Raw genomic sequence first — 26106 nt, 5'->3', positions numbered from 1 at the left:
CCCGTGAAAGCGCGGGGCATCGAAATCAGCGTGGATGTAACAGAGCGGTCTTTCGCCCGCAATACAGTATCGTGATGATGCACAGGAACGTTAATCTTTTGTTTTTAAGGACTTAACGAAATCGCCTGCGATTAAGGCATTATGGATGTTACAAAAAAGCCAGAATTTTCGTGAACAGGTGCGATTCCTGTCTGAAAGGCGCAACCGTTTTGCGCCTTTTTTCGACGCTTGTTGGGCTTTGCCGCTGCTTGCCAGTTTCAGCTTAAACCGGCGATGTTTCCGGCTTGGGGCTGAGCGCCGGTATCGGGTTGCGCGACCATTCTTTTGTTACCGTCCCGCTTGGCGGCGCGACCCGTTTGCTGACCTCGACGAGAAAGGCCCCTCCAGCCATGACGGTGGGCATCCGTGCGCCGACCTTTTCGAACAACGGCGCGGACTTCAACCAGAACCGACGGGTCGATGGCAGCTGGTAAAGCGCCGCGCTGTGCCGTTCGGGCAGGAAGTCATGCTGCTCCAACTGGCTTTCAAGCTGCCCTAGCGTGTAGGGACGCCCGTATCCGAACGGCGTTCTGTCAGAGCGTGACCATAATCCAGCCCGGTTCGGCACAATGAAAATTGCCTTGCCTCCGGGACCTAGGACGCGCCAGCATTCCTGAAGCAAGGCTGAGGGGCGCTCGGAAGTTTCCAAGCCGTGCATCACCACGAGGCGATCAACCCGCCCGGTTTCCAGTGGCCAGAGGGTTTCTTCGCTTAGCACAGCCACATTGGGCATATTGGCAGGCCACGGCATGACGCCCTGCGGTGCCGGCATCAACGCGACGACACGGCGTGCATCCGCCAGATATGGCCGTAACAGCGGCAGAGCAAATCCAAAGCCGGCGACCGTCTGCCCCTTTGCCTCGGGCCAGAGCGCACATAGCTGGTTGCGTATAGAAGCCTGCGCCGCGCGCCCAAGCGTACTGCGATAGTAAAAATTCCGAAGGTCCTGGACATCCAGATGCATTGTAGTCGCCTGTCCAATCGGTCAATCTGAATTACAATCAGCGTAGTGTAACAATGAAATGGAGGGACACGCCATGCCTCTTGAGATCCTCACCATCCCATGTCGAACCGATAATTACGCTTTTCTCGCACATAACGCAGAGACAGGCGAAACATTCCTTGTGGACGCGCCCGAGGCTGAACCGATCCTGGCCGTACTGAAGGAAAAGGGCTGGTCACTGGGTACGATCCTGCTGACCCACCACCATTCGGATCATGTCGAGGGCCTGCCCGGTCTATTGGCCGAACACGATGCGCAGGTCATTGGCGCCGCAGCCGACGCTCATCGCCTGCCTCCGCTCGACAAACAGGTTGAAGACGAAGATAAAATCGAGGTCGCTGGAGAAACCGGATACGTTATGGATGTCTCCGGTCACACGGTCGGCCACGTTGCCTTTTACTTCCCCCAGAGTGACGCGGTATTCACGGCAGACAGCCTTATGGCGCTTGGGTGCGGCCGGGTGTTCGAGGGAACGATGCGCCAGATGTGGCATTCCCTGTCCAAACTGGCAGCACTTCCCCCGGAAACGATCGTCTACTCTGGCCATGAATACACCGAGGCCAACGGAAAATTCGCCAAGACCATTGAACCGGACAATCCTGATCTTAAATCTCGTATGGCCGCGATCGCCGAAGCAAGATCGCGCAATGAACCAACTGTCCCGTCACTTCTTTCTCTCGAATTGGCAACAAATCCGTTTCTGCGCGCAGGCAATGCGGATGTCGCTCGCCAACTGGGCCTCGAAGGCGCAGAACCCGAGACTGTTTTCGCTGAAATTCGCACCCGGAAAGACAATTTCTGATGCCGAAAATCCGCGCGACTGTGTCACGATAAAATCAATTGTGACTGTAAAATGAAAGAAAAGCCTTGAAGCTGCGCTACGATCAACCAAACTCTAACACTATCAAGACATGGTTGGAATGCGACGGCTTCCCCTGATGCTCTCGCCCCGGCCCAAATAAGAGGAGCACGCGCCGTGCCTTCATTCTCGAGCACACTGGAACACGCCATTCATGCAGCGCTTGCGCTGGCGAATGAGCGTCGCCATGAATTCGCCACCCTTGAGCATCTGCTGCTCGCCCTGCTGGACGAACCCGATGCGACCAAGGTGATGAAAGCATGTAGCGTCGATATGTCAGAATTACGCGGGACACTGGTTGAGTTCATCGACGATGATCTTTCCAATCTCGTGACTGACATTGACGGCTCCGAAGCGGTCCCCACGGCCGCTTTCCAAAGGGTCATTCAACGCGCCGCCATCCACGTCCAGTCTTCTGGCCGGACGGAGGTGACAGGCGCCAACGTGCTTGTCGCGATCTTCGCGGAACGAGAAAGCAACGCAGCCTTCTTCCTGCAGGAGCAGGATATGACACGCTATGACGCGGTGAACTTCATCGCGCACGGTGTGGCCAAGGACCCGGCCTACGGCGAAAGCCGCCCGGTTTCAGGCTCTTCAGAACCGGAAGAGGCACCTCAGGGTGTCACCGAAGGGGAGCAGAAGGAAAGTGCACTCGGCAAGTATTGTGTCGATCTCAACGCCAAGTCGCGCGAGGGCGATATCGATCCGCTGATCGGGCGCGACGCAGAGGTGGAACGCTGCATTCAGGTTCTATGCCGTCGGCGCAAGAACAACCCACTTCTCGTGGGAGATCCCGGCGTGGGCAAAACAGCCATCGCCGAAGGTCTGGCCCGCAAGATCGTCGCTGGCGAAACGCCCGAAGTGCTATCGAAAACCACAATCTATTCGCTCGACATGGGCGCGTTGCTCGCGGGGACGCGGTATCGCGGTGACTTTGAGGAACGTCTGAAAGCCGTTGTCAGCGAGTTGGAAGACCATCCGGACGCGGTTCTCTTCATTGACGAGATCCACACGGTAATCGGTGCGGGCGCTACGTCGGGCGGTGCAATGGACGCCTCGAACCTTCTCAAGCCTGCTTTGCAGGGCGGTAAGCTACGGACGATGGGGTCGACCACCTACAAGGAATTCCGCCAGCACTTTGAAAAAGACCGCGCTCTTTCCCGCCGTTTCCAAAAAATCGACGTGAACGAACCGACGGTCGAAGACGCGGTGAAGATCCTGAAAGGGTTGAAGCCGTACTTTGAAGAGCATCACAGCGTGAAATACACGGCAGATGCGGTGAAGACTGCGGTGGAGCTTGCCTCGCGCTATATCAACGACCGCAAGTTGCCTGACAGCGCCATCGACGTCATCGATGAAGCGGGGGCTGCTCAGCATCTTGTGGCGGAATCGAAACGTCGCAAGACAATCGGAACGAAAGAGATCGAAGCCGTCGTTGCCAAGATTGCGCGTATTCCGCCCAAGAACGTTTCCAAAGACGACGCCGAAGTTCTTAAGGATCTTGAAGCGTCGCTCAAGCGGGTCGTATTTGGTCAGGACAAGGCCATTGAGGCGCTTTCAAGTGCGATCAAGCTGGCCCGTGCGGGTCTACGTGAACCTGAAAAACCCATCGGGAATTACCTTTTCGCCGGGCCCACCGGTGTTGGTAAGACCGAGGTGGCCAACCAGTTGGCGGACACGCTTGGTGTGGAGCTGCTGCGTTTCGATATGTCCGAATATATGGAGAAACATGCGGTTTCGCGGCTGATCGGTGCGCCTCCGGGCTACGTGGGCTTCGATCAGGGGGGTATGTTGACGGATGGCGTGGATCAGCATCCGCACTGCGTTCTCCTACTTGATGAGATCGAGAAGGCGCATCCGGATGTCTACAACATCCTGCTGCAGGTGATGGACCACGGCAAGCTTACCGACCACAACGGCCGCACCGTCGACTTCCGCAATGTGGTGCTTATCATGACGTCCAACGCTGGCGCTGCGGAACTTGCTAAGTCGGCCATTGGCTTCGGCCGTGATCGCCGCGAGGGCGAGGATACGGCAGCAATCGAGCGCACCTTCACGCCCGAGTTCCGCAACCGTCTCGACGCAGTGATCTCTTTCGCACCGCTGCCGAAATCGGTAATTCTGCAAGTTGTCGAGAAATTCGTACTGCAGCTTGAAGCGCAGTTGATGGATCGCAACGTGTCCATTGAACTGACCAAAGCAGCTGCGGAATGGCTGGCCGATAAAGGCTATGACGACAAAATGGGTGCCCGCCCGCTGGGCCGCGTCATCCAGGAAAACATCAAGAAGCCTCTGGCCGAAGAACTGCTCTTTGGAAAGCTGGCCAAGGGTGGCATCGTCAAAGTTGGCGTAAAGAACGGCGAAATCGAATTGCGTATTGATGGACCGGACAATCCACGTCTGTCAGGCAACAAGCCGCCGTTGCTGACTGCCGACTGACTGACACCCGACCAAATTAAGAAACAGAAGCCGCCCCAACAAAATTGGGGCGGCTTTTCTTATCTAGCCCGGCAGAAGTTGCAGAGGCAGCGCCAAGATCGGCTGACTGGGGGAAGGGGGAAGATCAAAATCCTTACTTTTCGGTAAGCTTCAATTCGATCCGCCGGTTCTGAGCCCTCGCCTCAGGTGTGGAAGCAGGATTGATCGGCTGGTACTCACCAAAGCCATTTGCGGACAGGCGACCGGGCGGAATACCAAGCGCGTTCACCATGTATTTAACGACGGAAAGAGCCCTGCCCTGACTTAGCTCCCAGTTATCGGCATACTTTCCTGCTCCGAGCAACGGTATGTCATCAGTGTGCCCGTCCACGCGGATCACCCAGTCGAGCTCAGAGGGTATACTGTCTGCCACTTCGCGCAGGATTCCGGCAACCTTGGCGACTTCGCTTTTGCCTTCATCGGACAATTCCGCCGAACCCAGAGGGAAAAGAACCTCTGACGAGAACACGAAGCGATCCCCCTCGATCCGCACACCGTCACGATTGCCGAGAAGATCGCGCAGGCGGCCAAAAAACTCGGATCGATAGAGTTCAAGATCCTTGGCCTGAGATTTCAGCGCCTCGGCTTCTAGCGCCAGTTGTTCCCGTTCCTCCTGCAGCCGTTTGCGCTCCGCCTCTTCGAGCAATCTGCGCTTGCGCTCTTCGGATGCCGCGCGGGCGAGAGCGGCGTTCAGATCCGTACCAAGGTTCTGAATCTGCACTTGGGTCGCTGTATCCCGGTCCTCGTAGTCGTCCAGCAACGCACGTAGTTGCCCAAGCTGGTCCCGCAACGCCGCGACCTGCTGGTTCAACAAGGCAGTTTCCCTTTGCGCTGCCGCAGATTTTTCCTTTTCCTCCGAAAGCGTCTCACGCGCCTGAGCCAGCAGACGGGCGCGTTGTTCTGCTTTGCTCAACTCTTCCGAGGCATCTTCGGCCGCCGCCTCACGCGCGGCCAAAGCTGCCATTAATCGAGCCTGAAGCTCATCCCGGTCGCTGACGGCCAATTCGGCCTGCTCCAACCGCTCCAGCGCCGCGTCCAAGCGGTCCTCGATGGATGCCCGGGTATTGCCTTGCTCTTGCAACTCAGCTCTTGCTGCAGAGAGCTCAGCCTGAGTCCGATCCAGTTCCGACTGTAATGTCTGCTCTACCTCTCTGCCTTGTTTTTGGGTGACCTCCAGACGGGCGACGAGCTGCGACAACCTCTCAGTCAGGGCATCCTTTTCCTGAGCCTCTGTTTCCACTTGAGCAAGGGCCGCCGCCAATTCGCTATCCAGCTCATCCCTCGCCGCCCTTGCAGCCGCAAGAAGGGTCAAGGTGTCTTCAGCTTCTTGACGCTGTTTTTCCAAAGAGAGCGTCATAGCGGTCAGTTCGCTGTCGGCGTTTTCAAGCCTTTCTCGCAGGGCTTGCGCAGCCGCCGCTTCGGCCAATCGGGCCTGTTCTTCTTCACTCAACTCGGTTTCAAGTTCGGCGACCCGGTCATTCAATGCAGCGGCTTGGCTTTCATTATTCGCGTTTTCCGCACGCAGATCCGCCACCAAGGCTTCAAGCGCTTCACGCCGGGCCGCGGCGAGCCGGGCAGCTTCTGACTGTTCGTCAATCTCGGTTCTGCTTTGGGCTAGGGCGGCATTCAAAGCATCCTGTTCTGACAGCAGTTCCTCTCGTTGCGATTGCAGATCAGCACGCTGCGTTTCCAGCTCTTCAACCGTGCCAAGGGCATCGTCCCGTGCCGCGATCAAAGCGGCCACCCGAGCCTCGAAAGAGGTAATCTCTGACCGCGCGGCTTCCAGAAGCGTATCCTGTCGATCGCGCTCTGCCGTCAGCGCTGAAATCAGCGAATTCTGCCGCGCGAGCTGTGCTTGGGCATTTTCAAGATCGGACTGCGTTTCACCCAAAGTCGCGTTCAGCGCCCCCATACGTGCTTCCAACTGGCTCGACTTGCGTTCTTCAAGCCCCAGCGCACCGGCCAAAGCCTCGATTTCATCAGAAAGCGAATTGAGCTCGGTTTCCTGCCCTGAGATCGTCTCACGCAGAACGAACTGCACCACCATAAAGATGGTGAGCAGGAACATCATCACCAGAAGAAGGCCTGTCATCGCATCGACAAAGCCCGGCCAGATCGATCCCTGAAAGCGGTTGCCTGTGCGACGTGACAGGGCCATGCGCTATTCCTCTCCCCTGCCCGCGCTTCTCCGTGCCGGACGTTGTGGCACTGTGAGCGCCTTGATGAGGTGATCGATATCCTTTCGCAGCTCGGCCATGCTCTCTTGTCGCCCGGCGGAAATCTCCTCGAGAATCCGGAGCATCTGGACGTCGATCGAACGCAGGCGCATCCGGCTTTCGGCGTCGATCCCTTCGGAAGGACCATGTTCGCGCATCAGATCGACAAGTGCTTCCTGCCCCGTCGCAACCCGTTCAAGCGCACCGGTAATATTTTCGGTCTGATCGATGCGGTCAACCATCTGGCCAAGTGCATCTGCGAGCGAGCCAAGCTTACCGTCAATGCTTGCCCGGCTCGCCTCAGACTCCGCGAACATCTGGTGCAGGCTTTCCATTTGCTCGCCCATCTGGTCGAGGATACCGGACAACGCTGCCGTTTCATTGCTGCCTTCGTCGCCAGAGGCGAAACCGACCCGGGTAATGGAGGATAGCCATTCCTCAAGTTCGCGATAGAATCTGTTTTGTCCGTGGCCAGCAAAGAGTTCAAGCAGACCGACGACAAGCGACCCGGCAAGCCCCAGCAGAGAGGACGAGAATGCGACGCCCATCCCGCCCAACTGGGCTTCGAGCCCGGTCATCAGGCGGGTGAAGACCGCGATGCCTTCCTCGCCCTCTTGCGGCGCGAGGCTGCGAATGGTGTCGACGACGGCGGGCACGGTGGTTGCGAGACCATAGAACGTCCCTAAAAGGCCGAGGAAAATCAAAAGGCTCGCAATATAGCGGGTAATTTCCCGAGCTTCATCGATCCGCGTCGCAACGGATTCAAGGATCGATTGCGTGGAGGAAGACGAAAGCTGCATCCGGGCGCCGCGCGATCTAAGCAAAGACGCAAGCGGTGCCAGCAGCCGGGGGGGATGGTTACTGTCTGCGGACAGACCGGATGCGAATTGTTCGATCCAGCGAACCGAGACCATCAATTGAAAAACCTGCCAGAAACAGGCGAGGATACCAAACAGGAAGACGAGCGCGATAAACCCGTTCAGATAGAGATTGGCCAGAAAGACAGGCAGCACACTTGGCAATGCCAGCACCGCCCCGGAAACGGCCAAGCCCAAAGCAATGACCATGAACATGATCTGCTGAAAAGGCTGCGAGAATTGCGGCCGTTGTTTCGTGTCTGGCTGCGCCATGCGCTCAGCTCCTGACAGGTGTTCTGCTCACCGCCAACCTAAAGAAGAAAAGCCGGAAAAGCCAAGCGTTTATGAGAGGATACACCGAACGCGGTCAGCCAGCCATTCCAGATCGCCGTCAGGTAGACCAAGCTCGGCAAGATGGTCCGTCGTATTGAACAGATATTCGGCATTCGGGCCCCGTCCGCCAACCGCATGGGCGATTATTTGAGCCTGTTCCTCAAGCGGCATACCCCCGCAGTATTGCACATGGGCCGGATCTATCACGTAGACGAGCGCTTCGACCCGCCGCCCGTCATCCAGATCAAGCTCGAGCACCTTTTCGATATACGCAGAAGATATCAGTTCACGCTCTCGCAAGTACGCCAGGGTCTGCTCTTCTTCCCCTTCGGCGACCGCAAAGGCGACGCCCCGGCATTCCGCCCCTTCAACCTCGTCCAGAGCCAGCACCAGACCGGGCGCTTCCTCGGTGCCACGGTGGTGTATCGAGTGCATACAGAAAGAACGGGCATACCCATCGAGACGCGCCAGCACCCGGCTGGCCACGTTGAACCCGGGGTTCCATAACAGGGAACCGTACCCAAATACCCACATCGTCATTCGATCATACCTGTAATTTGCTCTGCGCCACGCTCGACGCCGACTATCCTAGCGGCAATAGGCGCCACCGCGATGATTTGCCATATCGAGGTGGAAATGGTCTTGATGAAACCGGTCGGATCGCGGTCCCAACACCGTTTTGAAAGTCCCGCATGCCGCACGGTGAGACGCGTTGAGAGGCCCCTTGCCCGTCCAGTCCTCGATCACGGTGACGACTTCCCCGCTTTGCATGACGAAGCCGGAAATGTCGATTGCATTTCCTCGCCCATGTTCAGAGATCTTGGCACCGCGTTGGTTGTTTCTTGGACGGCAGGCATAATGCGCCGCGACGCGCAGTTCAACAACCGGCCCCTTTTTTGCAAATGCGGGCTGAACGCCCTTGTCGACCCAGTTCTTTAGCGCACTGGCGGTTTTGCAATTGATCAAGGCGGCTTGGCTAAGCTTGACGCCGGACACGGAACGCAGACGGACCGCATTTTTGACGCCGCAACCCTTGATCCGGCCGGGAACCCGGCCGACCTCATCGCCCTGAAGTTCGATATCTCCGCAAACCGCTCCCTGACGTCGCAATCTTCGCTGGGCCATCGCCTTTTGCTCGACGCGGGGTGGCCGTGCCCAAGGACGCATTGATTGCTCCGGGCTAACGAACGCAACGCGTTCGGAGAGGTCGATCATCTCCTGTTCCTGTTCAGAAAGAGGCCGGACCGGCGGCCTCATACGCACGACCTCGGAGATACCGGCGTCGGTGTCGACCAGAACGGTCGCACCAGCAGGCTTGACGCGTTCGGTCCGTGCAACGGGTCGGAGAGAAGTTTCGGGCGTATCTGCCATCACCGGCAGAGAGATGCTGGCAATCAGCAGAATGCCAGTGAGCCGCCTCATTTCCTTGCCTTCTGGCTGCGACCGAAATCTGGTGCGTCCGTATCCTGCCCGGCATCGATGATACCGCGCCGGATGGCTCGGGTCCGCGTGAAATAGGCATGGAGATGATCGCCATCGCCTTTCCGGATCGCTCTTTGCAGGGCAAAAAGCTCTTCGGTAAACCGACCGAGAATTTCGAGTGTCGCGTCGCGGTTCGTCAGGAACACATCACGCCACATCGTCGGATCACTGGCCGCGATGCGCGTGAAATCACGAAAGCCGGCCGCCGAGTATTTCACGACTTCACTATCTGTCACCCGTCGCAAGTCATCGGCGACGCCAACCATTGTGTAGGCAATCAGGTGCGGCGTGTGACTGGTGACAGCAAGGACAAGATCATGGTGATCGGCATCCATCTCTTCGACATTCGCCCCCAGCCCTTCCCAGAACTGGCGAAGCTTTGCCACGGTTTCCTTGGCGGTCCCTTCAACCGGAACAAGCAGGCACCAACGGTTGTCAAACAGTTCCGCAAAACCGGATTCGGGCCCGGAATGTTCAGTGCCCGCAAGCGGATGCGCTGGCACAAAGGCAACGTTCTCCGGCAGGTGAGGCAATACATTGCTTATTACGTCGCGTTTCACCGATCCGACATCCGATACAGTGCAGCCCGGTTTGAGGTGTTGCGATATTTCCATGGTCACCTGCCCCATGACGCCGACCGGGACGCAGAGGATCACAAGATCTGCATCTTGCACCGCCTCGACCGCCGTCTCGCAAACCCTGTCGCATAGACCGATATGTTTGGCAGTTTCCCGGGTTTCCTGCGACCGGGCATATCCGGTCACTTCGCCAGCAAGTCCCGGGTTACGCTTGATTGCCCAGTAGATAGACGATGCAATCAGTCCCAGTCCTATCAGTGCGACGCGTTCATAAATAGGTCCCGTCACGCCGACCGCCCCTTGAATGTCCGCACAGCCGCAACCAGACGGCGACAGGCGATTTCATCGCCGACTGTCATACGAAGCGCGTGGGGAAGTTTGTAGCCCCCGGTCTTGCGAACAATCAGACCTTCGGACTGCAAAAAAGCGTCGCACGCCTCGGCCTCTGCCGCATCCGAAAACCGGGCAAGGATGAAATTTGCACAGGAGGTGTCCGATGCGACACCGATTTCGGCCAGAGCTTCTGCCATCCAAGCGCGCATTCGGGTGTTTTCGGCACGGCATTGGGTAACAAACGCCACATCGCGCACCGATGCAATGGCCGCGGCAATCGAGATGTTCGACAAGTTGAACGGCCCCCGGATACGGTTCAGAACATCCACGATGGCTTTCGGCCCGTAGCCCCAGCCGACACGCATTCCGCCAAGTCCGTAAAGCTTTGAGAAGGTGCGCGTCATGAAGACGTTGTCGCGCGCATCGATCAATGCTTTGCCTGCATCGAAACCTTCCACGTATTCCGCGTAAGCGCCGTCAAGAACCAGCATTGCCTTGGACGGAAGGCCTTCGGCAAGCCGGGCCACCTCGGCCTCGCCAATCATCGTGCCTGTCGGATTATTCGGGTTCGCGATGAAGACCAGGCGGGTGCGTTCATTACATGCGGACAGGATTGCGTCCACATCCGTCACGCGGTCACGCTCGGGCACCTCCACGGGCGTGGCACCCACAGCGTGGGCGCCGATCTTGTAAAGCGCGAACCCGTGTTCCGTGTGGATGACCTCATCTCCCGGACCGGCATATGCCTGGCAAAGAAACGAAAGGATTTCATCGCTGCCCACACCGCATATGATCTTTTCGGAATCAAGCCCATGCATTTCACCGATGGCCTGCCGCAACTCCGCATGATCAGTGGACGGGTAGCGGTGCATCTGCAAGGCCGCGTTTTTTGCGGCCTCTATCGCATTGGGGCTTGGGCCAAAGGGGTTCTCATTCGATGAAAGCTTGATGACATTGGCTACTCCCGGGACATGTGCTGCCCCGCCTTCGTACAACGCGATATCCAATATGCCCGGTTGCGGTTCTATCTGAGCCATCGACATTCCCCAATTTTCCGAGGCGTTCTAGAACCCGCAGGGGTGCAAAGCCAGTGCAAAATGAGTCGGAGATGCCCGGGCGTTACAAAAATCGCGCAAGATATTCATCCGAATAGTCTATTTCGATTTCGATCCATACCGGAAGGTGATCGGACATCTCATAGGTCATCCAGGTTCGATACATGCGTCTGAAATCCGCATAGGGCGGCCTGCCAACTGCGGCGCGCTGACGTAGGTTCTGGCCTTCGTAATGCGCGATATTAACGGCATCGGCGACACGGGAAACAAAGTCATTTCCGATATCAAGCTCTGCAACGCCATGGGCGGGATACGGTCCAAACACTGCCCGGCGCCAGTCAAAAGCGCCAGCACGCAAAAGTCTTGTTTTACGTTCGGCCATGCCTTTATCTGTGAAGGCGATCTGATCGTAATGCTTGTCACCCGATAAGTTCGTCGGCGGAAAACTCGGGATGACCATTTCGCTATCGCGAAGCGCCTGCATGATCGGACCGTCAAGACTTTCGATATTCATGTCGCCGACAAGAATGTAGACTTGGTCCTCTTCCTTCGCCTTTTCCACCAGCATCCGCGTAATTGCTCTGATCTCCTGTGACCTTGTCTCTCGCGCGCCTGCCCCTTTTCCATAGATGATATGCGCGGAGCAAAGACAGAAACGGAACCAATCCGCTTGAAATGCCGCAAAGAAGGGCGAACGCGCGATCTGGTTCCCGGCGACAAGATCGACATTGTCCAAGACGATCTCACCGATCAAATGACGAAAAATGACCTTGTCCTGATTGTAGACGAACGCCATACGTTCGTTGTTTCCGCCACGATGGGTAGAAACATCCGACACGAAATAGGACCAGTTCGGTCCCAGCAAGCGCAGCAACCTTTTTAATGGACCCAGGTCCGACTTGACCTCTTGTATCGCGCAGATATCGAAAGCCGCGATGATCTCGGCAAGGTAATGGTAGCTTTCATCCAGCCGCGGAATTCCGTCGTCAAAGGCGCGAATGTTCCAAGAACCGATGATCAAGGAATTGGGGCGCCTCCGATCAAGGATTGCCTCTTTCAGATCGTGGCGTAACGCAAGCAGCCGGCTCGCAATCCAGGACTGCTTATCCGGATATTGATCGTCGGCATCGTAGGTTTTCAGGTCATGGTAGAACGGCATTGGCCTGCAATCCGTGTGACATCCAAATACCATAACGCGGTATCAGAATGCGTCCAGCCATGCGGTTCGATCAGAAATCTCCACCAAGAAAAATCTGAAAGAATTTTAAAAAGAAAATTGAATTCTCTTACTGCGCAAACAAAAAAAGCCGCGCGAAAGCGCGGCTTTTCAAATTTATCAGGCCGGAACTTAGTTCTTGGCGTAAAATTCGACGACGAGGTTTGGCTCCATCATCACCGGATAGGGCACATCACCCAGCGACGGGGTGCGAACGAAAGTCGCCGTAAGTTTGGAGGTGTCCACGTCCAGATAGTCAGGCACATCGCGCTCGGGAAGCTGTACCGCTTCGAGAACCATGGCGAGCTGCTTGGAGCGATCGCGGACTTCGATCACGTCGCCCTCTTTGACACGGTAGGACGGAATGTTGACCTTTTGGCCGTTCACGCGGACGTGGCCGTGGTTCACGAACTGGCGTGCAGCGAAGACGGTCGGCACGAACTTTGCGCGGTAGACAATCGCATCGAGACGGCGCTCGAGCAGACCGATGAGGTTTTCACCGGTGTCGCCTTTTACGCGTTCTGCTTCGGCGTAGATGCGGCGGAACTGCTTCTCGGTCAGGTCACCATAGTAGCCTTTGAGTTTCTGCTTTGCGCGCAGCTGGATACCGAAATCCGACAGTTTGCCCTTGCGGCGCTGACCGTGCTGACCCGGGCCATATTCGCGGCGGTTAACCGGCGACTTCGGGCGGCCCCAGATGTTTTCGCCCATGCGGCGGTCAATTTTGTACTTGGCAGACGTGCGTTTTGTCACGGCTGATCTCCTTCGGTTTGACGCTCAAATGAGCCATGAAGGGCGTTGTCCTTTGGTCGAAACCTGACAGGCATTCTCTTGCGAGAGCCACCAACACCAATGAGAGGGCGCTTATAGACATGAAGATCAGCGTGTCAACGCGGAAATCTCCTAGAGCTGGAAATTACTGCGGTAAGCCATTCGCATTCATTCCTGCTTTTTGCCGTCAGGCAGCGGCGTGTCGCAAAATCGCGGTCTCCGAACCAGTCAGACGTCGCCGCGCGCTCATTCCATAGGATCCGGCCATGCTTTCCAGCGTCGGCATACATTCGAAAAGTGCCTGCTTCTGCGAATAGTCCAAAGCGTCCAAATCCGCTGCTTCCGGCAAAAAACTCTCGGTCTCCATGCCGTTGGCCCAGATAACCTCGTGCCGTGGCAAAAGCAGGTGAAAGTACATAACCTGACCACGGAGTGGTTCACGGCGGACCAAATGACCGTCCACCAATGACTCAGCAGAGACCAGAAGTTCAGGTTCGTTGAAAAGGGCCTGCGCGGCGTTTCCACTCTGCAGCATGTGATGCTCGGGCGAAACCACCAGGTCCTGAAATGGCCCCCTCGGCCCCAAAGCGCCCCGCGCTATTCGGACGGGTCGCATAGCAGGATTCAAGGCGAGCCGAGTTGATGACAGCCGCCGCGAACCCAACCATAAAAGCTCTTGTAGGCCGCTATCCTTGGTCTGAACCTTGTCGCCCGGACGCAAAAATTCGACTCGCTGCAGGCCCCGTTCGGTGAGGATATGCGTACCCGGCGTAAAACAGACCAACCCCGTATTTTGCCTTTTTTTTCGTATTCGCTGAGGTTTCCAAGCGATCCGAGCGATCCAAAGTTGTCTGCCACGGGGCGGCAACTCATCCTCGAACATCAAGAAGAACCGGTTTTGATCATCGCTCTCAATGATCCGAACTTCGTAGCCTTGCCGCCCGTCCGTCACGGTAAAATCTGAATCCGGCCGATCTGCCCTACCCTCTTTGATACAGTCCTCAACCGTCTTGATGCCAAATTGACGGGAGATCTTTTGCGCCGCTCTTTTTCGCAACGCCTTTTCACCGATAGGCTCGTCAAGCAGCAAGACACTCGTCGGACCATCAACTCGCAACGCATCTCCACGCCATTGCCAGCCTGCACCAACGTGCAAAGCCAACGCCGGAGCGTTAGAGACGCCATCGATCTCGGTCTGCGCCCATGAAATGACGTACAAGCCGCGAAAGCCCGCATTCATAGCCTAATCCAGCACTGCTCTTCTTTTTTAGTGATTCTAACAGCAGCGGGAGCGCCGGGAAAGGCTGTTGTATCGGAAAGCAGATATCGGTCTAGAATTCGAACTTAAGACGGACTGATCCGACAAGTTGTCCTTCGGGCTGGTTTTCAAATTCCTCGGAGAGATACGTCAGGCCATAAAACACTGAACTCGTAGCGCCCTGCCAGTTGACCCCCGCACGAAGCCGATACCTGTTGTTCTTCAGATCGACGCCGATATTGTCCGGCAGGTATACGCTGTCTTCCACATAGGCCACGTCGCCGCCAAGAATGAAATTCCAACGCGGTTCTTCATTAAAGAGAACGCGGTATCGTTGCCCGGTTACGGATTCTCGAACAAGCAATTCGCCTCCCCCACCGCCAAAGGTCAGATCAGCACCGATACGAACAAGGGTTTCATCCCCTGCCCGCACCTCAGCAAAGGGTCGCAGATTGGAATTTTCGAGCAGTATGTCCTGCCCGAATTCAGCAACGAAAGTCGGGCGGATTGTGTTGCCGATCTGGTTGGCGAGGATGCCCGCTGCCGGCAAATCCGCTCCGACCAGTTCATGAAGTTCCCGTTGGAACGATGACAACCCAGTCTGGTCACCGATCACCACGATGTCCGCGCCCATCGAAACCTCCAGACCGCGCCATTGCGCGTGGCTGTGTAGGCCAAGGCTGATGGCCGTCGCATATCTGCGATCTGAGGGAACGTATCTAGTCAGGCGCGAAGGCGTTATGATCTGCCCCTGCAGACGCAGTTCCAGTAACTCCCCAAGCCTGTCGGGCAGCGTGCCGTCCCAATGATAACCCCAGACGCGAGAACTTGTGAGTGACCCGGTGCGCCACCGGTCTTTCCTGTCGCCGAAGAGGTCGTTCGTGAACAACCGCCCATAGCCAAGGTATCGCCGCCCGGCTGGAAGTTCGTGCTGGGCATAGCTACCCTCGGAAAGCTGGGAAGTTCCAGTTTCAGCCGCTGCAGCCTTTGGAAAGATCAGTTCGCAAGCCAAGGTGGCGGCCAGGAAAAACGTTGAAACAGCCTTCATATCGGGACCTTTGGAAGCAAAGAGCGTATACTTATCGAACCGCTTTTATGTGTGCCTCAGCCCCGGAACCACCCTTTGCGAAATCAATGGTAGAATTTGTTGCCGAATGAGCCATCAAAGAAACAATCCGCGGGAAATTTGGGCTTTCCCTGGACCAAGCAGGCAGTATGGCTGCCAATCTGGAACCAAATCATTGATCAGCGTTCAGCTCGCCTCGAAAGCAAGATACCGGACACCCTGTTTCTATCGACGTTAGTGGTGCGGGCGGTGGGACTCGAACCCACACGGGCACAAGGCCCAACAGATTTTAAGTCTGGTATGTCTACCATTCCATCACGCCCGCAGCCGTGGTCTGGCCTTGTTATCAACCCCCCAGATTTACGGCAAGTAAATGTCCGGGCGCGCGATACGATTTCCCTGAGTTTCCAGTTCGCGACACGAGAGATTGTTGCTGCAAGCTTCGCTTAGATGGCGCTTGACCCGGTTTGCATTTCGTCTCAGCGTGGCACGCATGTTTCCCATCCGTGACCATAATCCGTCCGGGCGAACGCCCTATGTTACCTATGCGCTCCTTGCGGCCAACCTATTCGTATTTCTTGCCTTTCTCGGCATTCAGACAGACGAGGGCGCGCTTTGGGAATTTTACGGCAACTGGGCAATCATTCCCGCCCGTGTTTCGGCCGGCGAAGGCTATCTGACATTGCTCAGCTCGCTCTTTCTCCACGCTGGCTTCATGCACCTTGCCGGAAACATGCTGTTCCTTTGGATCTTTGGCGACAACCTCGAGGACGAGATGGGACATCTGACCTTCCTCGGCTTCTACCTCGTGTGCGGTCTGGGTGCGGGGCTCATCCACATTCTGATGGGGCTGCAATCCACCGTGCCAACGGTTGGCGCATCTGGCGCGATTGCGGGTGTGATGGGCGGCTATCTTCTGCTGTTCCCAAAGGCCAAGGTCGATATCCTCATCATATTCATCATCTTCTTCAAGATCCTGCCCGTACCCGCGTGGCTGATGCTTGGCCTGTGGTTTGGCATGCAATTGTTCGGCAGTATTGGTTCCGATCCCGATGCAGGCGGTGTCGCTTATTGGGCGCATACAGGTGGCTTCATCATTGGCGCCATCCTTGCATTGCCCCTTTTGATCCGTCTGGGAGGCATTGGGTTCTGGAACAGGACGCACGGGCACCCCCCACACCCACACCCGGAATACCGGCTTGTCAGGTCAAACATACCAAGAGTACCGCGCAAATGAGCAATGAAGCACAGACGATACGGGCCAGCTGCCACTGCGGTGCCGTTCTGATCGAGGCCACCCTGCCCCATGGGCTCGCAGCACATAATCGATGCGACTGCAGTTTTTGCCGCAGGCGCGGTGCGGCGGCGGTAACGGCTCTCACCGACACCGTGCATATCCTGAAAGGTCAGGACAACCTGACGCTGTACAGCTTTGGGACCAAGACCGCGCAGCACTGTTTCTGCAAGACCTGCGGAATTTACACGCATCACCAGCGTCGCTCAGACCCTGCGGAAACGGGTATCAATCTCGGATGCATCGACGGGGTCAACCCGCGCGACTTCGAACCCATCGCATGGGTCGATGGAGTCAATCATCCTTCGGATCGCAGCTCTTAGCTACGGATAGCCTTGGCAAATGAATCGAAAATAGCTTCGTTGGCCGCGATAACATTGCCGTCTTCGACCACGTCGCCATTCTCATCTATGGCATGGGCAAAGCCACCAGCCTCGCGGACGATGATCAAGCCGGCAGCGAGATCCCAGGGCTTCAGACGCCGCTCCCAATATCCATCGTAGCGGCCCGCCGCGACATAAGCGAGATCGAGTGATGCCGCCCCCCAGCGCCGAACGCCCGCACATGCCGGCATCAGGCGCGCGAGATCCTGCAGTGTTTCAGGCAGATCTGCCCGACCTGCAAAGGGAATACCCGTTGCAAAGATGCTTTCGATCATACGTGAACGTCCGGACACGCGCAGTCGCGTATCATTCATCCACGCCCCCGCGCCTTTTTCTGCGAAGAACATTTCGTCTTTAGCTGCATCGAAAACCACCCCGGCCACGATCTGTCCCTTGTGTTCAAGACCGATCGAAATCGCCCAATGTGGAAGACCGTGGAGGAAATTCGTCGTTCCATCCAGCGGGTCAACGATCCAGCGGCGCGTCGGATCCTGCCCCTCTTCGCCGCCACCTTCTTCTCCGAGCCACCCGTAAGTCGGACGTGCGCCCATCAACTCCTGCTTGAGAATTTCCTCGGCCGCGATGTCGGCACGGCTTACGAAATCGCCTGCACCCTTCATCGAAACCTGGAGGTTTTCAACTTCGCGGAAGTCCTTGACCAGTGACCGTCCCGCTTTGCGCGCGGCCTTGATCATGATGTTCAGATTGGCACTGCCTACCATTTTCGGATTCCTTTTGAGATCAGGGCGCGCGTATACGCGCCTGTTGCCCGCTTGCCAAGTCCCAGCAGTACCCGGGTTTGGCCCAGATCTCACCTTGCAAACTCACCGGACAACCTTCACCGTCACGCGCAAAGGTAATGAGGAGGAAAACGCCATGTCCGATCAAATGCATCATATCGCTCTGGCCAGTCGACCAGACGGCGCACCGCAGCCGGAAAACTTTCGCTACGAAGCAAAGCAGATGCCAGAACCCGAAGACGGTGAGGTGCTGGTCAAGGTTCATTATATGTCGCTTGATCCCTATATGAGGGGCCGGATGGACGATGCCAAATCCTATGCCGCACCCGTGCTGATCGGAGGCACCATGGAAGCCGGCGGCGTCGGCGAGGTCATCGCCTCAAAGAGCGACAGTTTCAAACCCGGAGATTTCGCCTTTGGCATGTTCGGCTGGGCCACGCACGGCTGCCTGCCCGCCAACCAGCTTCGCAAGATCGATCCCTCGCACGGGCCGATCACGACATCGCTTGGCGTTCTGGGCATGCCCGGTCTGACCGGCTGGTATGGCATGACCGAACTCGGTCGCCCCCAGAAAGGTCAGACGCTCGTCGTCGCGGCGGCCACGGGTCCCGTCGGATCGATGGTTGGTCAAGTCGCCAAGATGCATGGCATGCGAACCGTCGGAATCGCTGGAGGTCCGGAAAAATGCAAGCTGGCGGTCGAGAAATTCGGGTTCGATGCCTGCCTTGACCACCGTGAGTACGAGACTGCCTCGGATCTTCGCAAAGCATTGGGCGACGCCTGCCCGCAAGGCATCGATGTCTATTTCGAAAACGTCGGGGGCAAGGTACTCGCCGCTGTTATCCCCCTGATGAACCCACACGGACGCATCCCGATCTGTGGCATGATCAGCTGGTACAACGCCGGCGGGCTTGGGTCCGGCGCAACTGACGCGGAAATTTCCGCGCCTGGTTTGTGGCGGAACATTCTGGTCAAGTTCCTGTCGGTCAATGGCTTTATCATTTCCAACCATTTCAACCGCATGCCCGATTTCCTTGCGGAAATTGGCCCGAAAGTATCAAGTGGCGAGTTCGCCTATGTGGAAGACATCGCGGAAGGTCTGGAAAATGCGCCTGCCGCCTTCATGTCGATGCTGAAGGGCGGGAACATGGGCAAGCAGATCGTAAAGGTTGCCTAACCGGCCCTGATGGCGGCGCCCCTCGCCGGGCGCTGCCTCAAAGATCCAATTCTGTAAGAACAGCGCTGGCATCCAGCGAACCCGGCGCGATGCCGTCCCGAACCATGCGGCTCGCCAGCTGACAGAACCAGTCGTTCAATGGTGTGGGAACGCCGTACATTCTTCCGAGCATGGCAATCTCACCGTTCAGGAAATCAGTTTCGACTGACCCGGCACCGCGTGCAAGGCTTTGCGTTGTGGAACTTCCGACCCGGTCGATTCCAGGAACATCCTCGATCTTCAAAGTGCCTTTACGGCGCGGATCATTGCCCCCCACATCCATCCAGCTGATGCCTGCAGCAGTCAGAACGCGCTCGCCTTCGGCCTGCAAAGCCTGACGCACAATCTTGGCCTCTTCGACCTCACCCAGAGCGGCGCCGGATATATTGGCAAGGTTCATCAACAGCTTGCCGTATTTGCTGGCCATTACTTCTGCACTTGGAAACGCAACAAAGTTGGCCTTGTTCAGCGTCTCACACAAATTTTCGTCCGCCTCGTCCACACCACCCGGAAAACGGCCGACGTCAAAGATCGCGTATTTCGGTGCGCCAAAGACAGCGACTTCGCCGGGTTTCATGTAATCAGCCGGTAGCAGAACGGTAATGCCGTGGACGTTAGGAAAGAGTCTCAATGAGCGGCGCTCGTTCTCCACCCCGTTCTGGGCGCAGAATATCGGCTGAGTTGTCACGCCCGCCTCGACCAGCTGGGCAAGAGCGGCCTCGGTATGCTGGCCCTTGACCGTAAGAACAATCGCATCGTCGGGTCGAAAATCGATTTCAGACGGACTGCCTACGCATTCAAATTCTGTATGATGGACCCCGTCGACCGCATGCAAGGTCAGTCCATTCGCACGAATTGCGTCAAGTTGTGCGCCCCGGGCAATTCCGATGACCTCTTGTCCGGCCATGGCCAGAGCTGCCGCCATCGTTCCGCCGACGGCGCCCACACCCAGAATTATTACACGCATTCTTTACGCCTCTTGTAGTTTCCGCGCCTCTACGCGGGCCAGATCAATCAACATGCGCATAAAAGGCTTTTCACGATCCTCGCTGCGCACCGCGGCATACAAACGCCGTTTAATTCCTTTATCTGTCAATGGGCGCGTAACATAGTCAGAAGAATACTTTACCTCACGTACCACCCAGTCAGGCAGAACGGACACGCCGCGATTGGAGGCCACAAGGAGGAGTATTACTGCAGTCAATTCGACCTGACGTATGGCGGCGGGTTCAACTTTTGCCGGGATCAGCAATTGGCTGAACACGTCCAGCCGTGAACGCTCGACCGGATAGGTGATCAGCGTTTGGCCCCGGAAATCCGCCGCTTCGACATAGGGTTTGGAGGCCAGCGGATGCTGTGAAGACGCCACGAAGACCGGCGCATAATCGAACAATTCAATGAACTCGATACCGGGCAGGTCTTCCGGGTCGGAAGAGACCACCAGATCGACATCTTCCTTCATTAACGCCGGCAGCGCATCGAATGCCAGACCCGGACGGATATCGACGTCCACATCCATCCACTCTTTGCGGAACCCTTCAAGCACAGGAAAGAGCCATTCGAAACAGGCATGGCACTCGATTGCGATATGCAAACGGCCGGTTTTGCCGCTTCTTAGGTTACCGAACTCTGCCAATGTTGCTTCGACCTGAGGCAGGACTTGCTCTGCAAGTCGCAACAACCTGAACCCGGCGGCGGACAGGGTCATCGGCTTTGAACGCCGCACGAAGAGCTCCACGCCCGCCTGTTCCTCCAAACCTTTAATCTGATGGCTCAACGCGCTTTGCGTGATGTTCAGCTTGTCAGCGGCACGGGCGAGCCCCCCCGCTTCGTGGATGGCTTGGATCGTGCGCAGATGGCGAAACTCTAAATGCATACTGCTGTGGAACTCATGTTGTAGTTGAGAATTATGAAATTGTCTCACATTGCACTATATGCGACAAGAGTCGAAACCAAGAGGATTGATGATGACCGCTCCGACTGTTTCTTTCGAATTTTTTCCGCCGCAGACATTGGCGGCTTCGTTCCGGCTGTGGGACACGGTTCAGACCCTTGCTCCGCTGGATCCTCGTTTCGTGTCAGTCACGTATGGCGCAGGCGGCACCACTCGTGATCTCACACGCGAAGCCGTTGGCACGCTGCATAAATCCTCGGGTCTCAATGTCGCCGCGCACCTCACATGCGTCAACGCGACCAAGGAAGAAACACTTGCCATTGCAGATGGGTTCGCAGAGGCAGGTGTCAGCGAAATCGTCGCTCTTCGCGGTGATCCGCCGAAAGGCACCGGCGCATTCAAAATTCATCCGGGGGGTTTTGCCAATTCGGTCGAACTGATCGAGGCGCTTTCGGCACGGAACAAGTTCACCATCCGCGTCGGCGCTTATCCTGACAAGCACCCCGAAGCGGCTGATCAGCAGGCGGACATCGACTGGCTGAAAGCCAAGCTCGACGCAGGCGCTGATGAAGCCCTGACCCAGTTCTTCTTCGAGGCGGAGACTTTCCTTCGCTTCCGTGACGCATGTGTCAAAGCAGGAATTGACAAGCCTATCGTTCCCGGCATCCTGCCGATCGAAAACTGGAAAGGCGCGTCGAAATTCGCTCGGGCTTGCGGCACCGTAATTCCAGAATGGGTAGAGGCCGCGTTCGAAACCGCCCTCCGCGACGGTCGCGAAGATCTTCTTGCCACGGCGCTTTGCACAGAACTGTGCAGCGAACTTCTCGCAGAAGGCGTCGACTCGCTGCACTTCTATACGCTGAATCGTCCGGAACTGACCCGTGACGTTTGCCATGCGATTGGCGTGACACCGAAAGTCGTACTTGAAAACGTCGCGTAAGTGTTGCGCACAAAGGTTCTCCTGCTAGCGTTCAGTCAAGCGGGAGAACGAACATGAAGATTGCTGAGAAGCTTGAAGAACTGCCAAGCGCCGAGGAAGCCCTCGGCGTTTCTGGTCTTGAATTCATGAACCGCATTCAAGAGGGCGAATTCGCCGGTGCACCTATCGCAGGATTGCTGAACTTTACACTGACTTCCGTCGAAGATGGTCGTGTCGTGTTTCAGGGGTCGCCTGAATTTAGCATGACCAATCCTCTCGGAACCGTGCATGGCGGGTGGTACGGAACGATTCTCGACAGCGCGATGGCATGCGCTGTCATGACCCGGATCCCGCAAGGGTCGACCTACACGACACTGGAATACAAGGTGAATATCCTGCGCCCAATTCCCTTGGGCATGCCGGTGGACTGCATTGGTATCACCGATCATGTCGGTCGTTCGACCGGTATCGCCCATGGTGAAATCCGGGGAGTTTCGGACGGAAAACTTTACGCGACAGGCTCTACCACCTGCATCGTCATGAAGCTGAGCGGCAAGTAGAGCGAAAGCCGTTCCTATTCAGCCGGATTTGCGTTCATGAGATGCGCGGATCCGGTATCCAGCCCGGCAATGTCCGCAGGTTTGACCGTTTCATGTATCCGCTCTGAAGGATCCATCCCGACAATACGGTTCTTGCGGAGCAAGAAGATCTTACCCCAGCCGCGCCACGTGCCGACCGATGGTGCAGCTGGATCGGTGTAAAACCGTAACCGCCAGCCATCAGGCATTGGCAGGCCACATTCCTCGGCCCGTTCCAGCATCCAGATCAGAGAAATATTTGCGAGGGGCCGCGCCGCCTCAAAGCCGCCAAGCTGCCCGCCCACATCGCCATGTGAGCCCCTGAACCACACTTGCTCAAGACGCCCTTCCCAGTGATCGGGTGTTTCCCACATGACCGGCGTGAAGACCTCTCGCGTTTCATTCAATGCGATTGCGTGGAATCCGTTTTGTACCGCTCGGCTCAGCTCATGGTTATGAAAGGCATGACGCAGTTCGGACCCTTTCCAGACAAAGGGCAACCGCATGCCCAGCGCTTTCACAGTATCCCAGACACCGACCATTTCGATGGGCAAGTGCTCATGACAGAACTTCCGCGAGAATATCGAGGCGCTGTCGCTGTCAGGGGTTACCTGATAGTGTCGATAGGCCGTTCGGATATTGCGAACCGTCGCATGTTCGGCTTTGAGCAAACCTATCCGATCGATAACCCCGGCGAGCGAGCGCACGGCATAGGCACCCCGTGAATACCCGAATAGAAAGATCTTGTCGCCTGGCCGATATCTCGACGCGAGGTACCCATAAGCGCGCCTGATCTGCCGGTTGATCCCCCGCCCCATTGAGACGTCGAGCGTGCCTCGCCAGCTATGCCATTGTACGCCCGCCTCGTAATAAACAGAGACGTTCCCACCGATTTCACGACAAAGACGGTAGGTCACGCCGGCGTGGGTTTCATGCCCCCGCTCCAAGGTGGACAGCGTACCATCAAGTATGATCACATGTATCCGCGGACCACGGGTAAAAATCTCCGGTGACTGGGCGTGCCTTTCGGCGCGCCACAACCATCCGAATAGCCGTTTACTCAGCCGCGATAGGGCCATCCCTTAACATTCCCCATACTCGTAACGGCGTGAAGGGCATATCGACCTGCTTCACACCCAGGTCCCAGACAGCATCCTGCACGGCATTGGACACTGCCGCCATCGCGCCAACCGTTCCGGCTTCGCCGCAGCCCTTCATCCCCATCGGGTTGGCCGTGGACGGAACAGGCTCTGGCGTGAAAGAGATCATCGGCGAATTATCTGCCCGCGGCATGCCGTAGTCCATGAAGGTCGCCGTCAAAAGCTGCCCGTCCTCATCATACACGACACGTTCGATCAGCGCCTGACCGATCCCCTGCACAACACCCCCGTGTACCTGACCTTCAGCCAACATCGGGTTAATCAGGTTTCCGAAATCATCGACGACAGTGTACCGATCAACTTTTGTTTCGCCGGTCTCAGGATCAATGACGACCTCGGCGATATGCACGCCATTGGGATAGGAACGTCCCGGCAAGGTCGCGCGCGCTTCGTGCGTCAGCAACTCCGTGCGCCCATCGCTCCTTGCCATCTCTGCCGCTTCCATCATCGTGGGGCGCAGGTTCGAGCCCGGAGCGGAAAAGCCATCTTCGTCAAAGGTGATGTCCGTCTCATCGACACCCATCTTCTCTGCGAGATAGGGCGTAAAGGCTTCGACCATCGTGGCAACCGTCGCGAGGGTTGCATTCGTCTGCGTCGTGACCGAGCGTGACCCGCCTGTGCCACCGCCCTGTGCGATCAGATCGGAATCGCCCTGCACCACCTGGATCATGTCGACAGGAATGCCGGTCTGATCGGAAAGGAAAGTGGCATAGACAGTTTCGTGTCCCTGCCCGTTGCTCTGCGTCCCGACATAGATCGAGACGGTGCCGTCCTCGTGGAATTCGACCTTTGCGCCTTCAGAAGGATCGCCGAGGATGCTCTCAATGTAATAGCTCAGGCCGCGACCACGCAGCAGGCCCTTGGCCTCATCCGTCTCGCGCCGTTTCGCGAAACCCTCCCAGTCCGCTTCCTCAGCGCCGCGCGTCATGACGCGTGCGAATTCACCCACGTCATAATTTTCGCCGGTCGCGGACTTGTACGGAAACTTGTCTGGCGCGATAAAGTTGATGCGGCGAAGTTCCAATGGATCAATTTCAAGCTCGCGGGCAGCGCGATCCATGACGCGTTCAAGCACGTAAATCGCTTCTGGGCGTCCAGCGCCGCGATACGCGTCAACCTGAGTCGTGTTCGTATAGAATGCCTGCGTGTGCATCCACGTGGTCTGAACGTCGTAGGTTCCCATCAGGACCCGCGCGAAAAGGTTCGACTGGATAATCTGGCCGAAATTGGAGTTGTAGGCCCCCATATTGGCCCGTGTGGTCACCCTGTATGCCGTGATCCGATTGTTTTCGTCGAACGCCAATTCCGCAAGCGATACAAGATCGCGGCCAGCATGATCGCTCAGCATCGCTTCGGTACGGTCGCTCATCCAGCGGACCGGCCGCTTCAAGGTGCGAGCAGCATGCGCCACAGCATAATACTCAGGATAAGGGGGCGCCTTCATCCCGAAACCGCCACCAACATCGGGGTTGGTAATACGCACCGATGCTTCATCCATTCCAAACGCCTTGGCGAGCTGCGATTTCATACCCCAGACGCCCTGCCCTCCGAATGCGAGGTGCAGCTGTGTGCCATCCCATTCCGCGTAGCAACCACGCGGCTCCATTGAATTTACGATTACGCGGTTATCGTCTATCTCAAGGCTGACCATCCTCGCCGCGGCCTTGAAGGCCGCGTCGGTCGCCTCTTCATCGCCCAGCCCAAAATCGTAGGCCATGTTGTCAGGCGCTTCTTCGTGAACAGTTGGCCCGCCCGCCTTGATGTCCAGCTTCACAGGAAGCTCTTCGTATTCGAACATGATCATCTCGGCAGCATCACGCGCCTGATCGTAGGTTTCGGCGATCACCACGGCGACCGGCTCACCTACATGCCGGACCCGTCCCTTGGCCAACATCGGCCGCATAGGGGCCGCGGCCTTGGTTCCGTCACGGTTTTCAATCACGATCCCCCAGATCGAAACATCGACACCTGCCGATTCAAGGTCGTCGACAGTCAGCACCATGCGTACACCATCCGCCTCACGGGCATCGGACACGTCCAGCGAAGTGATTTCTGCATGCGCCACCGGGCTGCGGAACACATAGGTAAAGAGCGCCCCCTCGGGAACGATATCATCGACATAGCGGCCGTGCCCAGTCAGCAGACGGGTATCCTCGAACCGTTTTATCGATTGGCTCTTTCCGAATTTTTCCATGAAATCCATCCTTCGCGTTTGCCCGGAGACTAACCTCAGACTTGGCAATGTCCAGCCTTGCATCCCGTGTTTCCAGAGGCTTTCTTCCTCTGCAATTGACACTGCCCTTTCAGTACTCTCTGCTCGGCATAATGCTGCGGCTTCCTCTGCGAAAAGGCCGGCGCATGTCCGAAATTACGCAAAC

Annotated in this window: 23 protein-coding genes and 1 tRNA gene; 7 read left to right on the top strand and 17 right to left on the bottom strand. The window is 57.0% G+C overall.

The genetic code is table 11. From position 1 onward, the window contains the following. Positions 1-262 precede the first annotated feature (262 nt). A complete protein-coding gene (locus MF268_RS06140) occupies positions 263-1003 on the bottom strand; it encodes a class I SAM-dependent methyltransferase (RefSeq protein ID WP_238370005.1) in 741 nt (246 codons plus the stop codon). Between the two features lie 73 nt (positions 1004-1076). Between MF268_RS06140 and gloB the strand changes: the two genes are divergently transcribed. Beyond that, positions 1077-1844 carry a hydroxyacylglutathione hydrolase gene (gene gloB, locus MF268_RS06135; RefSeq protein ID WP_238370004.1) on the top strand — a complete coding sequence of 256 codons (768 nt, stop codon included), beginning with the start codon at positions 1077-1079 and terminating at the stop codon, positions 1842-1844. Between the two features lie 174 nt (positions 1845-2018). Continuing rightward, entirely contained in the window at positions 2019-4340 is a 2322-nt protein-coding gene (clpA, locus tag MF268_RS06130) for an ATP-dependent Clp protease ATP-binding subunit ClpA (RefSeq protein ID WP_238370003.1), read from the top strand. A 133-nt stretch (positions 4341-4473) separates the two neighbouring features. Here clpA and MF268_RS06125 read toward each other — a convergent pair whose 3' ends face one another. The 11 genes from MF268_RS06125 to MF268_RS06075 all read right to left on the bottom strand — a co-directional run bounded on the left by MF268_RS06125 (position 4474) and on the right by MF268_RS06075 (position 15869). After that, the gene (locus MF268_RS06125; protein ID WP_238370002.1) at positions 4474-6537 is read right to left on the bottom strand and encodes a peptidoglycan -binding protein; all 2064 of its coding nucleotides are present in this window, start codon (positions 6535-6537) and stop codon (positions 4474-4476) included. Positions 6538-6540: 3 nt separating this feature from the next. Then, positions 6541-7725 carry a biopolymer transporter ExbB gene (locus tag MF268_RS06120; RefSeq protein WP_238370001.1) on the bottom strand — a complete coding sequence of 395 codons (1185 nt, stop codon included), beginning with the start codon at positions 7723-7725 and terminating at the stop codon, positions 6541-6543. Between the two features lie 69 nt (positions 7726-7794). Next, entirely contained in the window at positions 7795-8325 is a 531-nt protein-coding gene (locus tag MF268_RS06115) for a gamma-glutamylcyclotransferase (RefSeq protein WP_238370000.1), read from the bottom strand. Between the two features lie 48 nt (positions 8326-8373). Beyond that, positions 8374-9207: an extensin-like domain-containing protein gene (locus MF268_RS06110; protein WP_238369999.1), complete on the bottom strand. Its 834-nt coding sequence runs from the start codon at positions 9205-9207 to the stop codon at positions 8374-8376. After that, a complete protein-coding gene (locus tag MF268_RS06105; protein WP_238369998.1) occupies positions 9204-10133 on the bottom strand; it encodes a prephenate/arogenate dehydrogenase family protein in 930 nt (309 codons plus the stop codon). The genes MF268_RS06110 and MF268_RS06105 overlap by 4 nt, the downstream gene beginning before the upstream one ends. Next, positions 10130-11215 carry a histidinol-phosphate transaminase gene (hisC, locus tag MF268_RS06100; RefSeq protein WP_238369997.1) on the bottom strand — a complete coding sequence of 362 codons (1086 nt, stop codon included), beginning with the start codon at positions 11213-11215 and terminating at the stop codon, positions 10130-10132. The genes MF268_RS06105 and hisC overlap by 4 nt, the downstream gene beginning before the upstream one ends. Before the next feature lie 82 nt (positions 11216-11297). Continuing rightward, on the bottom strand, positions 11298-12392 hold the full coding sequence (locus MF268_RS06095) for an endonuclease/exonuclease/phosphatase family protein (protein WP_238369996.1): 1095 nt from the start codon (positions 12390-12392) through the stop codon (positions 11298-11300). 189 nt (positions 12393-12581) lie between these two features. Continuing rightward, the gene (gene rpsD, locus MF268_RS06090) at positions 12582-13202 is read right to left on the bottom strand and encodes a 30S ribosomal protein S4 (RefSeq protein WP_088634850.1); all 621 of its coding nucleotides are present in this window, start codon (positions 13200-13202) and stop codon (positions 12582-12584) included. A gap of 205 nt (positions 13203-13407) precedes the next feature. Further along, complete coding sequence (locus MF268_RS06085) at positions 13408-14460, bottom strand: Hint domain-containing protein (protein WP_238369995.1); 1053 nt, start codon at positions 14458-14460, stop codon at positions 13408-13410. A gap of 91 nt (positions 14461-14551) precedes the next feature. Continuing rightward, positions 14552-15526 carry a lipid A-modifier LpxR family protein gene (locus MF268_RS06080; RefSeq protein WP_238369994.1) on the bottom strand — a complete coding sequence of 325 codons (975 nt, stop codon included), beginning with the start codon at positions 15524-15526 and terminating at the stop codon, positions 14552-14554. Positions 15527-15782: 256 nt separating this feature from the next. Further along, positions 15783-15869 (bottom strand) — tRNA-Leu (locus tag MF268_RS06075). Between the two features lie 168 nt (positions 15870-16037). Between MF268_RS06075 and MF268_RS06070 the strand changes: the two genes are divergently transcribed. Together MF268_RS06070 and MF268_RS06065 are read left to right on the top strand one after the other, a co-directional pair. Further along, positions 16038-16781 carry a rhomboid family intramembrane serine protease gene (locus tag MF268_RS06070; protein WP_238369993.1) on the top strand — a complete coding sequence of 248 codons (744 nt, stop codon included), beginning with the start codon at positions 16038-16040 and terminating at the stop codon, positions 16779-16781. Next, a complete protein-coding gene (locus tag MF268_RS06065; RefSeq protein ID WP_238369992.1) occupies positions 16778-17161 on the top strand; it encodes a GFA family protein in 384 nt (127 codons plus the stop codon). The genes MF268_RS06070 and MF268_RS06065 overlap by 4 nt, the downstream gene beginning before the upstream one ends. On the opposite strand, the gene MF268_RS06060 is transcribed toward MF268_RS06065, so the two are convergent. Next, a complete protein-coding gene (locus MF268_RS06060) occupies positions 17158-17943 on the bottom strand; it encodes an inositol monophosphatase family protein (protein ID WP_238369991.1) in 786 nt (261 codons plus the stop codon). The genes MF268_RS06065 and MF268_RS06060 overlap by 4 nt on opposite strands. Positions 17944-18097: 154 nt before the next feature. Here MF268_RS06060 and MF268_RS06055 point away from each other — a divergent pair, with 154 nt between their 5' ends. Beyond that, positions 18098-19138, top strand: a complete 1041-nt coding sequence (locus tag MF268_RS06055) for an NADP-dependent oxidoreductase (RefSeq protein ID WP_238369990.1) — start codon at positions 18098-18100, stop codon at positions 19136-19138. Positions 19139-19175: 37 nt separating this feature from the next. Here MF268_RS06055 and MF268_RS06050 read toward each other — a convergent pair whose 3' ends face one another. Then, on the bottom strand, positions 19176-20144 hold the full coding sequence (locus tag MF268_RS06050; protein ID WP_238369989.1) for a ketopantoate reductase family protein: 969 nt from the start codon (positions 20142-20144) through the stop codon (positions 19176-19178). Between the two features lie 3 nt (positions 20145-20147). Further along, a complete protein-coding gene (locus MF268_RS06045; protein ID WP_238369988.1) occupies positions 20148-21053 on the bottom strand; it encodes a LysR family transcriptional regulator in 906 nt (301 codons plus the stop codon). Between the two features lie 91 nt (positions 21054-21144). Between MF268_RS06045 and metF the strand changes: the two genes are divergently transcribed. After that, a complete protein-coding gene (metF, locus tag MF268_RS06040) occupies positions 21145-22011 on the top strand; it encodes a methylenetetrahydrofolate reductase [NAD(P)H] (RefSeq protein WP_238369987.1) in 867 nt (288 codons plus the stop codon). A 53-nt stretch (positions 22012-22064) separates the two neighbouring features. Continuing rightward, positions 22065-22550: a PaaI family thioesterase gene (locus MF268_RS06035; RefSeq protein WP_238369986.1), complete on the top strand. Its 486-nt coding sequence runs from the start codon at positions 22065-22067 to the stop codon at positions 22548-22550. A 14-nt stretch (positions 22551-22564) separates the two neighbouring features. Here the strand turns inward: MF268_RS06035 and MF268_RS06030 are convergent, their stop codons facing one another. Together MF268_RS06030 and MF268_RS06025 are read right to left on the bottom strand one after the other, a co-directional pair. Next, a complete protein-coding gene (locus tag MF268_RS06030; RefSeq protein WP_238369985.1) occupies positions 22565-23647 on the bottom strand; it encodes a DUF2235 domain-containing protein in 1083 nt (360 codons plus the stop codon). Continuing rightward, a complete protein-coding gene (locus MF268_RS06025) occupies positions 23625-25922 on the bottom strand; it encodes a xanthine dehydrogenase family protein molybdopterin-binding subunit (protein WP_238369984.1) in 2298 nt (765 codons plus the stop codon). The genes MF268_RS06030 and MF268_RS06025 overlap by 23 nt, the downstream gene beginning before the upstream one ends. Between the last annotated feature and the right edge of the window lie 184 nt (positions 25923-26106).

Origin of the sequence: Heliomarina baculiformis, from assembly GCF_019966545.1 — a bacterium.
Lineage (GTDB): Bacteria > Pseudomonadota > Alphaproteobacteria > Rhodobacterales > Rhodobacteraceae > Heliomarina > Heliomarina baculiformis.
This window is presented reverse-complemented; position numbering and strand designations above follow the sequence as displayed.

Excerpts from the sequence above, each read along its gene's own strand:
- MF268_RS06140 (WP_238370005.1), bottom strand. The coding sequence starts at position 1,003 with ATGCATCTGGATGTCCAGGACCTTCGGAATTTTTACTATCGCAGTACG.
- gloB (WP_238370004.1), top strand. The coding sequence starts at position 1,077 with ATGCCTCTTGAGATCCTCACCATCCCATGTCGAACCGATAATTACGCT.
- MF268_RS06125 (WP_238370002.1), bottom strand. The coding sequence starts at position 6,537 with ATGGCCCTGTCACGTCGCACAGGCAACCGCTTTCAGGGATCGATCTGG.
- MF268_RS06120 (WP_238370001.1), bottom strand. The coding sequence starts at position 7,725 with ATGGCGCAGCCAGACACGAAACAACGGCCGCAATTCTCGCAGCCTTTT.
- MF268_RS06115 (WP_238370000.1), bottom strand. The coding sequence starts at position 8,325 with ATGACGATGTGGGTATTTGGGTACGGTTCCCTGTTATGGAACCCCGGG.
- MF268_RS06110 (WP_238369999.1), bottom strand. The coding sequence starts at position 9,207 with ATGAGGCGGCTCACTGGCATTCTGCTGATTGCCAGCATCTCTCTGCCG.
- hisC (WP_238369997.1), bottom strand. The coding sequence starts at position 11,215 with ATGGCTCAGATAGAACCGCAACCGGGCATATTGGATATCGCGTTGTAC.
- MF268_RS06095 (WP_238369996.1), bottom strand. The coding sequence starts at position 12,392 with ATGCCGTTCTACCATGACCTGAAAACCTACGATGCCGACGATCAATAT.
- MF268_RS06085 (WP_238369995.1), bottom strand. The coding sequence starts at position 14,460 with ATGAATGCGGGCTTTCGCGGCTTGTACGTCATTTCATGGGCGCAGACC.
- MF268_RS06080 (WP_238369994.1), bottom strand. The coding sequence starts at position 15,526 with ATGAAGGCTGTTTCAACGTTTTTCCTGGCCGCCACCTTGGCTTGCGAA.
- MF268_RS06070 (WP_238369993.1), top strand. The coding sequence starts at position 16,038 with ATGTTTCCCATCCGTGACCATAATCCGTCCGGGCGAACGCCCTATGTT.
- MF268_RS06065 (WP_238369992.1), top strand. The coding sequence starts at position 16,778 with ATGAGCAATGAAGCACAGACGATACGGGCCAGCTGCCACTGCGGTGCC.
- MF268_RS06060 (WP_238369991.1), bottom strand. The coding sequence starts at position 17,943 with ATGGTAGGCAGTGCCAATCTGAACATCATGATCAAGGCCGCGCGCAAA.
- MF268_RS06055 (WP_238369990.1), top strand. The coding sequence starts at position 18,098 with ATGTCCGATCAAATGCATCATATCGCTCTGGCCAGTCGACCAGACGGC.
- MF268_RS06050 (WP_238369989.1), bottom strand. The coding sequence starts at position 20,144 with ATGCGTGTAATAATTCTGGGTGTGGGCGCCGTCGGCGGAACGATGGCG.
- MF268_RS06045 (WP_238369988.1), bottom strand. The coding sequence starts at position 21,053 with ATGCATTTAGAGTTTCGCCATCTGCGCACGATCCAAGCCATCCACGAA.
- metF (WP_238369987.1), top strand. The coding sequence starts at position 21,145 with ATGACCGCTCCGACTGTTTCTTTCGAATTTTTTCCGCCGCAGACATTG.
- MF268_RS06035 (WP_238369986.1), top strand. The coding sequence starts at position 22,065 with ATGAAGATTGCTGAGAAGCTTGAAGAACTGCCAAGCGCCGAGGAAGCC.
- MF268_RS06030 (WP_238369985.1), bottom strand. The coding sequence starts at position 23,647 with ATGGCCCTATCGCGGCTGAGTAAACGGCTATTCGGATGGTTGTGGCGC.
- MF268_RS06025 (WP_238369984.1), bottom strand. The coding sequence starts at position 25,922 with ATGGAAAAATTCGGAAAGAGCCAATCGATAAAACGGTTCGAGGATACC.